Origin of the sequence: Streptomyces sp. WM6378 (assembly GCF_001279695.1) — a bacterium.
Classification (GTDB): Bacteria; Actinomycetota; Actinomycetes; order Streptomycetales; family Streptomycetaceae; genus Streptomyces.
In genome coordinates, this window is sequence record NZ_LGDD01000336.1 from 1 (window position 1) to 13,402 (window position 13,402).

Here is a 13,402-nt window from a genome sequence, read left to right on the forward strand (position 1 = left end):
CCGGAAGAGCCTCGGTTGGAAGACACCCGCCGAAGCCCTCAACGACCATCTACTATCGATGAAATAAGCCAGTGTTGCATCCACTGGTTGAACCCGGTCAAGCTCAGTCGGCCCTGGTTTGAGGGGCCCGGCAACTGGGCCAGTCAAGCGGTAGGAATAGCTCGAAGCGGATCACGAGACCTGGGCTCTTGGTCTCCTTTGCCATGCGCCGCAGTGTGCGGTTGGTGTCGAGCTGCGGCGCAAGTAGTTGGCGCAGAGTTCCCGGTGGGGCAGCCGGTCGCGCAGGACTCACACATCGTGAGCGCGAGCTTGTGTATGACCGCGACCATGGCGCGTTTCCCTTCCCAGCGGGCGGAGACGCGGTGGAAGTACGTGTCGAGAGCATCACTGGATTGGGGGATGCCGGCTGGTGCCCAGCCTGAGTACAGTGAGTGGGGTACGAACAGGATGGGCGACACAGCCCGTGGGGTGTCGGGCGTAGCGTGACGAACTTGGCTCATCGCGCGAGCGCGATTTCGCCGTTGACCAGCGGCGTGTGCCTGTGGCCTGTGTTGCCCCTCGGACACTTACCACGTGTACACATCAGAGCGGGTTGTGGCTCAACAGTCACGATCCGCTCTTTTGCATAGTAGACGAGGTTGAGGCCCAGGGCTTCGTACAGGCGCTGTTTGTTCTCGGGTGCGGCGGATGCCAGGGCCGAGGTGATGTCGCCGAGCTGTTCGACCAGGTCGCGGATCTCGGGTTCGGTGAGCACGGTGCGGCGGGCGGCGGGGGTCTCGCCGATTTGGCGTTGGGCGGCTGCTTTCTCGGTCTGGGTCTGGTTGATCCATCCGGTGACGAGTTCGGGGTCGGTGCCGCGGTCGAGGGCTGCGGTGTTCGCGCAGGCTCGGGCTGATGGGCCGGCTGCGGCGGGCACACTGCCAGCTCGGGCGTGTGTCCGCGGAACACGACGGTGAGTGTGTCCTCGCTCGTCAGGACGCCGATGTCATTGCTGTCCCGGCGAGCGTCGACCACCATCCAGAGGATCCCGTCGTCATTCTCCTGCGACGTCGTGACGTCCCAGCCGGCCGAGCGGAGGACTGAGGCCGCGCGGGAGGCCGTCTCAGCAGCGGTGGTGCGCGCTGGGCGATTGCCTTGGTATTGGGGCCGCATAGTGGTAGTGCAGCGGCTGGAACCGAGCGAACTTCGGCTCGTCGAGGGAGAGTCGGCGGAGGTGGACGCGAATGGTCAAATCGGTGATGAGCACGACCAGTTGCCGACGCAGGGACCGGCCCAGCCGGTTCAGTTCGGCACGCGCTTTCGAAGTCTGATCGACGATGCCCCTGCGGCCCGAACGTAGCACAGGGCCGGTCCGGCGCCGAGAAGGATCAGCATTCGACTTCACTGTGACTGCTTGGCGCCTGCGCCGACGGACGGCCACAAAACATAGAGGCCAAAGTGCGGTGCCTGGAACCATAGTTCTCAGCCGTCATCAGCCGCACATCCAGGAGTACGCGAACGCCTGACCGTGGGCGGCTGGTCAGACCGGGGCGATCGGCCAAGGGCCCAATGTGCGTGATCGAAGCCGCCGTCCAATCCTGAGAAACCCGCCCTGTCCGCTGCTCCTCCGACGCTTGTGTCTGACGCCGTCGGTTGGATGCGAGCTGGGCGTGTGCCGGACTGTGCTTCCGCGCGCCCCTGGCTGGTGTGTTGGCCACCGAGCGTGGCCGCGGTCACGCTGGCGGTGTCCGACGTTGGTGTTGCGCCGAGGGGGAGTGATGGCGGGGGACGCGAACCGGCCCAGCCCTGCGCGTGTGGTTACGAGGGCGGTGGGCGGGGTGATGGGTCGGTGTGCTGTGTTCGTGGGTGCGCTTGCGGTGGCTTCGGGTGTGGTGCTGGGGGGTGCAACGTCGGCGTCCGCGGAGACGAACGCGGCGTTCCGCTGGTGTCGGCGGTGTCAGGGGATGTGGCGTGCGGGGGCGGGGGACAACGGTCACTGCCCGGTTGAGCACTTGTGGGACCACAGCCATTACGTCGACGGTAGTGGGGTGTACTGGTTCGTCGACGAGTGGGGCGACTTCAACCACGACCGGGTCAACCATGGTTACCTCGGCATGAAATGGTGCCAGACCTGCAAGGCGGCGTATTACACGACCCCCGGCCCCACCCGCTGCCCGAATAACCCGCACGGCCACACCCCGTCGCCGGAGACGTACTACGTGGAAGATCCGCGGGATTTCAACTCCAAGTACGCGCATCAGGCGGGATGGCGGGCGTGCCAGAACTGCTTCGTGTACTTCTTCATCGGCAACGGGCTGGACAAAACGCACTGTGTGGCAGGACGTTGGCACGTGCCATTGACGGTGAGTCTCCATGAGGTGGAGATGCTGCCCCGCTACGGGAATCCTCCGCGCTGACCACCGCCCGAAAATCGCCCCGTGAGTCAGGGGAGCCTGAAGGGGCAGGAGAGGGGCGCTCAGCGTCGCGATCGCTCTGGCGTCCGGCCCAACACCACAGGACTCCGGGTACACGGCGTACGAAGTTTGCGGCTGCTAGCTGTGCCCCGACTTCAGGGTTGTGCCATTCAGCAGCGTGCAGATACCGGCGAACACGAGGGACCCCAGTAGCACCAGGACGTTGAGAAGCATGAACAAGCCCAGGCACGTCAGCCGGAAGTCGCGCCAGTTGGCGAGCGTCAGTCGAGGCGGCTTCGGCGGTTGCGACGGGGGCGGTGTTGGCCGTCGTGGCGGTCGAGGTCTCGGCGGAGGTGACGGACGTGCAGGTGGCGGTGGCGGAGCCGGTTCCACCACATTCATGCAGACCGGCACCATCACGACGAGGTCGTCAACCACGAGCCGGAGTTGGTCGTGACGGGGGCCCATTCCATCGTGCGGTGACAGCGGATGGACTCGGAGCCGCAGCTTCACCGCTGAGACATCGCGGACCGGCTGCAACTCGACTACATCCCAGAAATCTCCGCAGGACTTCAACACCCACGCGTAGCGGACCATCGAGTCGTCGCTGAGGCTCACCGTGACAACCCGGCCGGGCGGAATCTCACCCAGGGCAACCGGCCCGAAGTCCACCACCTGCGGCTTGAGCACGACGACTCGTGGCCGCGAGGCGGGAGGCGGTGACTCCGGTGGCGGCTCGCGCTTGGCATTGCCTGCTGCCCGGCGGTCGCGGTCGTAGGCAGCCCGCTGCCGACGGACGATGCTGGACGGTTCCGGATGAGGTGAGGTCGGTCTTCTGCGCGGGGATGCCGGCCGGGACGGGGTGACCGACCCGGCCGTGCACTCCCTCTGCTGCGGCCGAAAGCCTGGATGTCATGAGCGGGCGGGAGTCAGCCCGGGTCAGCTGATGGCGCGGATGGTGCTCCAGCCACCTCCGCCGATGACGGTCGCGGTGCCGTGGCTGGGGGTGCCGTCGGCGTTCTTTCCGCCCGCGTAGTAGAGGAGCTTGCCGTCCTGGGTAGTGGCCCACAGGCTGGGGCTGCCGGTGGCGGCGGCGTCGGCCGTGCCGGTGACCAGAGGCCGCCAGGAGGTGCCCCAGCCGCCGGCGCCGAAGACGCTGCGGTCACCGAGGCGGCCGTCGGCGCGGCCGGGGTAGAAGAGCAGCTGCTGGGTGCTGGTGTTGCGGGCGAGCATGTCGGGAATGCCATCGCCGTTGACGTCCCCGAGGGAGGAGAGCGTGTAGGGGGACCAACCGCCACCGAGCAGTACCGGGTCCTTCACGAAGGGCCGGTGGTCGGGGTCGCCTGCGTAGAAGTAGAGCTGGTCGCCCTGGCGGATCACGAGGTCGGGGATCCGGTCGCCGGTGGTGTCGCCCGTGGCCACCACCTGCGCGTCAGTGGGCAGGCCGGTGCGGATGGTGATCGGGGAGCCGAGGGTGCCGTCGCCCTGGTTCGGGTAGACGCGCAAGGTGGTACCGATGCGGGCGATGACGTCCTCGTGACCGTTGCCGGTGAAGTCTCCGCGGTGCGCGATGGATGCGCCGCTCCAACCGCCGGTGCCGATGACCTTCATGTTGCCGAGCTGGCCGTTGCCGAGCCCGGGGTACAGCCGCAGCTGCCCCTTGTCGTCGATGGCCAGCATGTCGGGGTGACCGCTGCCTGTGAGGTCGCCCGGTACGCCGGTTCCTTGCCGGATCCAGTCGGCGATGTCGTCGACGCGGGTGTTGCTGGCGCTGGTGCGGGTCTCCGTCGGGTCGGTGCCCAGACATCCACCTTGCCAGGAGCGGGAGTTGACGGAGACAACCTCGTAGCCGCCGTTCTTGGCGCGCAGGGCGGGGCCTCCGGCGTCTCCCTGGCACAGGGTTGCCTTGGTGGATCCGTTGAGCTGCATGCTGGTTGCGCCGACGGCGCCGAGGGTGAAGGTGGCCTGGTGAAGCACGTCGGGGACCCAGCTGTCGGCCGTCCGTCCGAATCCGAGCGTACTGATCTGCTCGCCCGTCTTCGGGGCGGTGGTGGCAAGGGGCAGGGGGGTGACGCCCTGGACTCGGTGGGCGAGTTTGACCATCACCACGTCCCGGTCCTGGCGGGGCACGAGCCAGGTCGCCGCCAGGGTGGCGCCACCCTTCTGCGTCAGGTCGGAACGTCCCACGGTGACGGTGGTCTTCTGCTTCGGCGCCCCGGGCTTGGCCTCACCGGTGCCGTCGGTGAAGCAGCTCTGCGCGGTCAGTACCCACTGTGGGTTGACCAATACTCCGGAGCAGGCCCGCTGTGTGTCGCCGATCTTCAGCTGGGCCATCGCCGCGTACGGGGCATCGGTGGCCTTCTCGCCGACGACAGCACCGGCCGGAGCCGCGCTGACCAGGCTGGCGGCGAGCGCCGCGGTGACGAGCCCGGCGGCGCCGACGGTGCGGGCGGGAGTGAAGGGCATATCAAGGCTTCCTTGGGCGAGAGTGAGAGCAGCGGCGTATGGGAACAAGGACAACCCGCGCACGTCTGTAGAACCGTGCGGGGCTGGGCTACTTGGCGGTGCGGATTTCGACGAGGGTGTGATTGCGGCCCTCGGGGTCAGTGGTCTCGCCGATGCCCCGGAAATCGTTCTTGCCGATGTCGTAAGACTTGGTCTTGTCGTCGACCGTCATCTTGATGTGCGCCGTGTGGTCGGCGGTCTGCACACCGGCGACGGCCGGAACTTCCAGGCTGAGGTAGCCGTTGTCGCCGATGGTGCGGAAGCAGAAGTCGTCTTGATCACGGCCGATGAACTGCATGAGATTCGGGGCGCTTCCGCATTCAGCCAGCACGATGTGCCCGTCCCCGCGCTTGAGTTTGAGGTTCTTCTCCTTGAGGATCTTCGCGGCGTCCGGGTAGTCGAAGGTCTCCACCGTCGAGGGCATCGCCATATCGGCAGTCTTGCCGGAACCGGTGGACCTGGTGGAGTCGGGGTCTGCCGCGACAGCTATCCCCGCGACCAGCAGGCTGCCACTCGCCACGGCCGGAATCATCCACTGCCATCGCACACGCATCACAAAAGACCCTCTCTGGATTTGTTGGGAGTTCAGGAAAAAGCCGCCTACCGGGCAAGGGGGCGTCAGGCTCCGAGCCCAGGCCGAGGCAGCGTCATACTCCAGAAGTAGCACGAGAATTCAGGGTCCACCCGGCGAACCCGCTGTGATCAACATCAACCCGTACCCGGTTACCGGCAGTTCAGTCGCGCCTTACGGGACCAAAGACCCTGCATCAAAGATGCAGGTCAAGGCGGCTTCGTCCTGTCGCCTCCCACCCTTGAGCGGGCGCCACGCGGGCCTTTGGTCCTTTATTTACCTGTGACTTAGGTGTGATGGGGTTTCGAGGTTGCCACTCAGGCAGTCCTGACTGAATTCCCTTTCCTTACCGTCTCATTGAGGATGGTGACACCCCATCATGAAATGGTCCAAGCGGCCTCGCTACTCCGTGTCTGGCATACGAGATAAGGGCGCGGCACTGGTCGCGCTCGGCATGTCGGCAGTCGTGTTCTCCACCACGGCGGCACAGGCCGCACCAGTGGAGCCGGGCTATAACCCGCCTGCGGGCAGTCGTGCGCAAGCGGTGGATGAGTGGCTGGCGGGCGGGAAGGGGGTGAAACGCGAAGCGGCCAAGGCTCTGTTGGGCAGTGACGAAGAGTTGCGTAAGTTCTTCGCCACCAACCTGCGCCGCGCTCAGGTGGAGGATGCGCGGGTGACGGTCCTGAAGATGATGCCCACTGCCGGGAAGGGGGTGTCCGAGGCTGCACGGAAGGCTCTGTCGGGTTCCCCTCAGGACGTACTGGACTTCGTGAAGTCCGGCTTTGAGAAGCCCCTGCAGGACGACCGCAGGATCGCGGTGTTGAGGGCGATGAACGAGGGCGGCCAGGGGGTCAACCGCGAAGGCAAGAAGGCCCTGAACGACGGCAGTCCGGAGGCATTGGACGCGTTCTTGCAAAGCGGCTGGTCCAAGGCCGCCTTCGAGGACAACCGAATCAGAGTCCTGCAGTTGATGGAAACGGGAGGACCCGCACTGCGGGAAGCGGGGAAGCGCGCCATGAACGGCACGCCTCAGGACCTCGTCACGTTCCTCGAGAACGGTCAGTATCTGGCACAGGCGCGTGACCAGGAGCTGATGACCGTAACGCAGTTGGCCAGGGCCGCGACAGAGGCTGGTAAGGAGGCCAAGTTCGCGACCGACCAAGCCAAAGAGGCCGCGTCGCGGGCTGACGTGGCCGCGGACCTGGCGAAAAAGGCGGCGGAGAAAGCTGCCAAGGAGACCGCTGAGGCCGAGGGCGATGCCGACAAGGCTGGCGAGGCGGCGAGCCGAGCGGCACAAGCCGCCGAAGGAGCAGCAGGAGCGGCCCGGGCCGCGGTAGACGCATCCAACACCGCGGTCGCCGCTGCCCGGACGGCCGCGAGGGCCGCCTCGAACGCCGCGTCCGCGGCCGCAGTGGCGGGCCAGGCAGCGGCCCGGGCCTACAACGCGGCGAACGCGGCGATCGGAGACCGGAACAAGGCCGCCGACGCCCGCAAAGCAGCCCAGCTAGCACGGGAGGCAGCCGCCGGGGCCAAGGATGCCGCCGCAGCCGCTAGCCACGCGGCGGACGCGAGTGCTGCTGCCGGGGATTCAGCCGCAGCAGCCGCACAGGCGGGGCAGAACGCCGCCGCGGCCGCCGACGCGTCCGCCAGCGCCAGTGAGCAGTCCGGGGTTGCCGCGAGCGAGGCCAAGCGCGCTCGCGAAGCAGCCGCGACCGCTCGTACCGCAGCGGGCCAGGCCACCCGCGCCGCGGGGCGTGCGCAAAACCTGGCCGCCCAGGCCGCCAGTGCGGCGCGCGCAGCCCATCAATACGCCAACTCCTCGGCCAGCCACGCCCAGAAGGCAGCCGAGGCAGCCGACGAGGCGGCCGATCATGCGGGCGAGGCCGACGCGGAAGCTAAGAAGGCCACCGCCCACGCGGAGGCGGCGCTGAAGGCCGCCGAGGCCGCCGCCAAGGCCACCGACGAAGCCACTAACGTCAGCAAGGTCGCTCGCGAGGCCGAGCAGTACCGGCTCGAACAGGACGAAGCCGCCGCCACCACAGACGCCAAACAGCTCACGGCCCTTGGCCAGGAGATCGGCCAGGCCAAGGACCGCGCGCAGACCCAGGCCGCCCGGACGAGCGAGGAGACCAAGAAACTCCTGGCCGACGCGGCAGAGAAGGCGGCGAGCGACAAGAGCGCAGGGGTGGCTCTGGCGCGCCGGGCCGCGCTCAACCTGCTCGGCAGCGACGGGCCCTGGACCCAGAAGGCCGCGGGCAACGCCCTGTCCGGTACGGACACGGACATGCTCGCCTGGCTCAGCTCCGGGCGCGTTGCGGCAGAGCAGGAGGACGACCGCGAAACCGTCGTCCACCTCGCCACCATCGGCGCCGCCAAGACCGCGGCCGTGGCCGAGAAGGCCCTCACGGACGGTCCCCGGGCGGTCGAGGAGTTCCTGACCGCTGGCATGTTCGAAGGCCAGCGCGACGAATACCGCATCCAGGTCCTACGCGTCATGGAAGGCGCCGGCAAGGGTGTGCGGGAAGCGGGGAAGAAGGCACTCAACGACGGCTCCGCCAAGGCCCTGCACACCTTCCTCACCACCGAGTACCCGCGCGTCCTGGCCGACGACAACAAGGTGGAAACCCTCCGCATCCTGGAAAAGGGCGGACCGTATGTGAAGGCTGCCGCACGCATCGCCATGGCCGGACCGGACTGGATGAGGAACGTCTTCGTCACCCGGATCCAGTACAAGGCCGCCCAGGCCGACCAGGACACCTACACCCACGAAGCCGCCATCAGCACGCAGATCAGCATTGCGGCCCGCACCACTGCCGAGGCATACGAGAACGCCAACAGCGCGGCCGAGGCAGCGGCCTTTGCCCGCGGCCGGGCCGAGGACGCCAAACGGTACGAGGCCGCGGCCAAGAAGTCCGCCGCGGACGCCCAGGACCACGCTCTGCGGGCCAAGGAGAGCGCGCAGGCTGCCGACAAGTCGGCCGCCGAAGCAGCTGCCTCCGCGAAACTCGCCAAGGACGCCGCGGCAACCGCCCAGAAAGCCAGCAGGGCAGCCAACTACTCGGCGGCCCAGGCCACCAACTCCGCTGCCCAAGCCAGCAACTACGCCGACTCCGCCGCGGCCTCGGCGGCCACGGCACGCCAGGCCGCCCTGGACGCAGGCAAGGACGCGGCCGAAGCCAGCCGTGCCGCTCAGCAGGCACTCGCCTCCGCCACCGAGAAGCGCAACCAGGAACAGCGCACCGCGGCCGAAGCCGCCCGCAAGAAGGCCGAAGAGAACGCCAAGATTAACTACAAGCCGCAGGACGACCCCAAGAACGACCACTCCTCACAATTCCCCGCACACAGCGACGCAGGAATACCCAGTGGCGTACGCAACGTCGTCGGGTTCTTCAGCTATCGAGGAGCACTTGACGCCGCGGCCCTCTCATTGATCGGGCGGACCGACGAAGCGAAGGAGTCCTTCAAGGGCTTCATCGGCCCATACATCACAGGCAAGGGGTTCGGGTACGCGATCAGCGGCGGCCAGAAAGTCGGACTCGTCGTAGGACCGGGCGGAGCTATGGCAGCCAGGGTGTTCGGCACGCCCGTCGCGCTCGGTAGCACCATCGTCGACTACCTGCTCCCCGCCGGCGGGCCTGTACGCTACCTCGAACCCGGTCCGTTCGACCAGCGGCCCAAGCCCCCCATTATCTGAAACCCAACGCCATGAAATCCATGAACCCCTGGCTCAACTCAACCAGAGCTGGAAGAGCCACCAAAAGAACCATAAACGCGATCAGTCCGATCCTCTTCGACTGGCGGTCACTTTTCCTCGCGTGTATCGGGGTACTGGGAGGGTTCGGAACTTCCGTAAGCCCGATATCCGGTCTCGGAATTGGAGGGAGATTGGTGGCAGCAGGGATAGGAGTATTCTCTCTCGCGCTGGCCATCGTGTCGTACAAGTACATGAAGAACTCGAACAAGTGGAACTGGTAGACGCAAGGAACTAACCTCGATCTTTAGTGACGGCTCATCAGTTCAACTGGTGGGCCGTTTCGTACTGTTCAGCTCGTGACGGGCAGTACGAGGCCCGGCTGTCGCGTCGGGTGGGCGTCGGCTTCCACGATTCCGGTCGTGGTGCTGCTCGTAGGGACGGGTCGCTGTGGGTCAGCCGGGGTTCCGCAGGGCCTGGAGTCGCGCCAGGGCGCGGTGATGATCTCGGTCAAGGGCCAGTGGCCGGCGAGGCGGAGGATGCGGTGGTGTCCGGTGGTGGCGTACTGGCCGGTGACGGAGAAGAGCCGCAGTCGCAGGCGGCGGGGCTCCCAGAGGCGGGCGGTGCCGGTCAGCGCGAGCGTCGGCATCCAGCCCGGCAGGTCCAGGGCGATGGAGACGATCTCCAGCCAGGTCTGGTTCTGCGCGGCGTCACGGAGCGGGAGGTTGGGCAGGCCGGCGGCGCGCGCGTTGCGGATGCGGGTTTCGGCTCGGGCGCGCTGGCGGTGCCGCGGTTCCAGTGCGGCGATCACGTCGTTGGGGGTGTTGGCGGCGAAGCAGGTCAGCCGCAGCCCGTCGGCGTCGGTGAGGCGCAACTGGGCGCCGGGGTGTGGGCGTTCCTTGCGGATGATCAGCCGCCTCTCCATCGGTCAGCTTGAGTACGTCGCAGGTAGGTTCGGCCGGCTCAGGCGCCGTCGCGGATCTCCCCGTCGGGTTCGACGGCCGACGTCCAGGCGGAGGTGGGGGTGGTGAGTACGGCCTGGTGGATGACGTCGGTGATGGTCATGCCGACCGAGTACGACAGCCAGCGGCCACGCTGGGCGAGCCAGGCGACGAATGCATGGGTGCCGCCATCGGAGTCGGTGCGGATCGGTGTGGTGCGTCCACGCCGGTACTTCTTTGGCAACTGGGCCAGGGCCCGTTGGGCGGTGGTGATGTGATCGGCGGTGGTGTTGGAGCCTGCGTTGCCGGGCCGCAGCAGGGCGGCCACCGGCTCCACGCTCCCGCCTCGGCCGTGGTCGACTAACGCCGTCAGCGGGTAGTGGCCGAAGGTCTTCTCCCTAGTCGTGGCGGAGTCCTGCTTCTCGGAGTGCGCCAGGACCAGGACCCCCTAGATGTCCACGATCACCTCCCCTCCTACATCTGGAGCAGCCTCGGCGGCCGACTGCCAGACGCGCTAGCGGACTTCGGCGCGGGCCTCGCGGATCACGGTCAGGGCCCCGCTGCTGGCCCGAGGAGGGGGTGTCGATCAGACGGGAGACCGTCGGGTCGGAGGCCACCGGTCCGAACACGGACGGCTCGGCCCGCAGCACGCCCACATCCGCCAGGCAGTCGCCGCCCAGTGCCATCGTGAGCGCGACGTTCAGCAGGATCTTGCCGGGATCGTGTGACGCGCTTGGCTCATCGCGCGAGCGCGATTTCGCCGTTGACCAGCGGCGTGTGCCTATGGCCCGTGTCCCCCCGGAGCCCGGCCCTGCCGACCCCGCGAACGAGGTGGCGTGGCCCGGGGGAGGGCGCCGGGCCCGGTCTCAGAGGCGTCCCGACGAGGGGGCCTTGCCGAGCGCCGCCACCGCGAGCGCCGCGACGGCGAGCCCGCCGCCCAGCCACATCACCGCGGTGACCCCAGCACCGTCCGCAGCCAGGCCTCCGACCAGCGCGCCCAGGGCGATCGCCCCGTTGAAGACGCCGACGAACAGTGAGGATGCGGCCTCGCGCGTCTGGGGCGCCGAAGCCAGCAGCCAGGTCTGGGTGCTGACCGACACACCACCGTAGGACAGTCCCCAGACAGCAAGCAGCACACCGGCGGTCAGGACGGAGCCGCCGAGCACCGGTACCAGCGCGACCGTGGCCGCGAGCACTGCGCTGATCACCATCAGGGTGGAGCGCGGCGACCGCCCGGCTCCCGCACCGGCCGCGAAGTTGCCTGCCACGCCCGCGACTCCGTACACAAGGAGCAGCGTGCCGATCATCCCGGCGCTCGCCCCCGAGACCTCCTCGAGTACGGGTCGCACGTACGTGTAGGCGGCGAAGTGTCCGGTGACCAGCAGCGCCACTACGGCCAGTCCGGTCTGCACCCGCGCCTCGCCGAACAGCCGCATCACACCGCTGAGCCGCACTTCCTGCTCGGCCGGCAGCCGCGGCAGCAGGGCCGCCAGGGCAACGAGTGCGACCAGTGCCAGCGCGCCCACGATCACGAACGCCGTCCGCCAGTCGGCCAGTTCGCCGATGTACGTACCGGCCGGGACGCCGAGGACCGAGGCCACCGCGATCCCGCTGAAGATCAACGACGTTGCGGGGCCGATCGACTTCGGCGGCACCAGGCGTATCGCCAGGCCCGCCGCGATCGCCCAGACGCCGCCCATGCCGATGCCCACGAGTACGCGGGCGGCCACCATCACCGCGAAGTGCGGCGACCACGCGGCGATCAGGTTGCCCACTGTCAGGACCGCCATCAGTGCACACAGCACCGTCCGCCGGTCGAACCGCCCCAACAGCGGTGTCAGCAGCGGCGCCGACACCGCGCCGACCAGGCCGGTGATCGTCAGGGTCAGTCCGGCGGTGCCTTCAGTCACCTTCAGTGTGTCCCCGATGGGCGTCAGCAGGCCCACGGGCAGCATCTCGGACGTCACCACCGTGAACGTCGCGCTCGCGACCGCCGCGACGCCCAGCCAGCCGCGGGCCGCCGAATGCTCCGGCACCCCGGTGGTGCCCGCAATTTCCTTAGTCTGTGCCATGTGACCAGCCAACCCGTCCCGACCTGCGGGAACAACGGCCGATCCCTCATCCTTCGATAAGCGGGACTACTCGATCGGCCGCGCGGAGCGGCGGTGCGGAAAGGGAACCATGAGCGGTGTCGAGATACGTGAGTTGGAGTCATTCCTCGTGCTCGCCCAGGAGTTGCACTTCGGACGGGCGGGCGAGCGGCTGTACGTCTCCCAGAGCCGGGTCAGCCAACTGCTGCGCTCCCTGGAGAGCCGTATCGGCGCCCCGCTCGTCGAACGCACCAGCCGCCGGGTGCGCCTGACCCCGCTGGGCGAGCAGTTCCTCGCGGACCTGCGCCCTGCGTACGACGCCCTGCGCGCCACGGTCGACGAGGCCCGGGCCGCCGCGCGAGGCATGAGAGGGACATTGCGCATCGGCTTCCAGGGCACCGTCGACGACTATCTCAGCCGGGCGATCGCACGGTTCGGGGACCGGTATCCCGACTGCGCGATCGACATCGTCGAGATCCCGCTCTCCGACCCCTTCGGGCCGCTGCGCCGCCAGGAGGTGGACTGCGCGGTGGTCCTGCTGCCGGTGGCCGAGGACGACCTCGTCCTTGGCCCGGTCTTCTCCCGGCAGCCGCAGACCCTCGCCGTGTCCGTCCGACACTCCTTCGCCGCCCGGGACTCGCTGTCCGCCGAGGAACTCGCCGACTGCCGGCTCATCGGCATCGACGGCGGTGCCCCCGAGTACTGGCGCCGGGCCCAGGCCCCCGGCCTGACCCCCGCCGGCCTCCCCGTACCAGCCGGGCCCAGTGTCAACACGCTCCAGGAAGGGCTGAGTCTGACTGCGGCCAACCGTGGCGCCATGCTGCTGTGCCGGTCCACGGCCGACTACCACGGGCGCCGCGACTCCCTCACCTTCGTCCCGGTGCAGGGCCTGCCCGACTCCGAGCTGGGCCTCATCCACCATCGCCTGCGGCCCTCCGCGCAGGCGGAAGCCTTCGCACTGGCGGTCGCTGAGACGACGGGGACGACTGCCTGACGGCCCGCACTCCTTGCCGCAGAACGCCTCAGAACGGGTGCCAGCGGACCCATGACGCGCCCTCCCGCAGGATCCGGGTCCGCCACATGCTGGCGTGGGTCCTCCCCTCCCAGTACTGCTGTGGCGGGTTCTCCCCGCCCCGGAATGGGACATGACGGTGTGTCACACAAGCGGGCTCGAACGTGTTCGGCCCCGGAAGTACGTGGAGAGAGCGCCA

8 protein-coding genes and 1 pseudogene are annotated in these 13,402 nt (G+C 68.1%); 3 read left to right on the forward strand and 6 right to left on the reverse strand.

Annotated elements, in window-relative coordinates; all coding sequences use genetic code 11:
- Positions 1–496 precede the first annotated feature (496 nt).
- Positions 497–916: a hypothetical protein gene (locus tag ADK54_RS37560; protein WP_053730313.1), complete on the reverse strand. Its 420-nt coding sequence runs from the start codon at positions 914–916 to the stop codon at positions 497–499.
- Between the two features lie 1,111 nt (positions 917–2,027).
- On the opposite strand from ADK54_RS37560, the gene ADK54_RS37570 reads away from it, so the two are divergent.
- The gene (locus ADK54_RS37570) at positions 2,028–2,396 is read left to right on the forward strand and encodes a hypothetical protein (protein WP_053730315.1); all 369 of its coding nucleotides are present in this window, start codon (positions 2,028–2,030) and stop codon (positions 2,394–2,396) included.
- A gap of 135 nt (positions 2,397–2,531) precedes the next feature.
- Here the strand turns inward: ADK54_RS37570 and ADK54_RS44260 are convergent, their stop codons facing one another.
- The 3 genes from ADK54_RS44260 to ADK54_RS37580 form a co-directional block, all read right to left on the reverse strand.
- A complete protein-coding gene (locus ADK54_RS44260) occupies positions 2,532–3,083 on the reverse strand; it encodes a hypothetical protein (RefSeq protein ID WP_078966941.1) in 552 nt (183 codons plus the stop codon).
- Between the two features lie 249 nt (positions 3,084–3,332).
- A complete protein-coding gene (locus ADK54_RS37575) occupies positions 3,333–4,859 on the reverse strand; it encodes a trypsin-like serine protease (RefSeq protein ID WP_053730316.1) in 1,527 nt (508 codons plus the stop codon).
- A gap of 88 nt (positions 4,860–4,947) precedes the next feature.
- A complete protein-coding gene (locus tag ADK54_RS37580; RefSeq protein ID WP_234392368.1) occupies positions 4,948–5,418 on the reverse strand; it encodes a hypothetical protein in 471 nt (156 codons plus the stop codon).
- A 430-nt stretch (positions 5,419–5,848) separates the two neighbouring features.
- Here ADK54_RS37580 and ADK54_RS37585 point away from each other — a divergent pair, with 430 nt between their 5' ends.
- A complete protein-coding gene (locus ADK54_RS37585) occupies positions 5,849–9,163 on the forward strand; it encodes an ALF repeat-containing protein (RefSeq protein WP_078966942.1) in 3,315 nt (1,104 codons plus the stop codon).
- Between the two features lie 452 nt (positions 9,164–9,615).
- Here ADK54_RS37585 and ADK54_RS37590 read toward each other — a convergent pair.
- Positions 9,616–10,841, reverse strand: a pseudogene (locus tag ADK54_RS37590) (IS1380 family transposase); the annotation flags it as partial.
- Positions 10,842–10,967: 126 nt separating this feature from the next.
- Positions 10,968–12,173: an MFS transporter gene (locus ADK54_RS37595; RefSeq protein WP_078966943.1), complete on the reverse strand. Its 1,206-nt coding sequence runs from the start codon at positions 12,171–12,173 to the stop codon at positions 10,968–10,970.
- A 109-nt stretch (positions 12,174–12,282) separates the two neighbouring features.
- Here ADK54_RS37595 and ADK54_RS37600 point away from each other — a divergent pair, with 109 nt between their 5' ends.
- A complete protein-coding gene (locus tag ADK54_RS37600) occupies positions 12,283–13,185 on the forward strand; it encodes a LysR family transcriptional regulator (RefSeq protein ID WP_053730319.1) in 903 nt (300 codons plus the stop codon).
- The last annotated feature ends 217 nt before the right edge of the window (positions 13,186–13,402 follow it).

Coding starts and splice junctions, on each gene's coding strand:
- ADK54_RS37575 (WP_053730316.1), bottom strand. CDS start 4,859: ATGCCCTTCACTCCCGCCCGCACCGTCGGCGCCGCCGGGCTCGTCACC.
- ADK54_RS37585 (WP_078966942.1), top strand. CDS start 5,849: ATGAAATGGTCCAAGCGGCCTCGCTACTCCGTGTCTGGCATACGAGAT.
- ADK54_RS37595 (WP_078966943.1), bottom strand. CDS start 12,173: ATGGCACAGACTAAGGAAATTGCGGGCACCACCGGGGTGCCGGAGCAT.
- ADK54_RS37600 (WP_053730319.1), top strand. CDS start 12,283: ATGAGCGGTGTCGAGATACGTGAGTTGGAGTCATTCCTCGTGCTCGCC.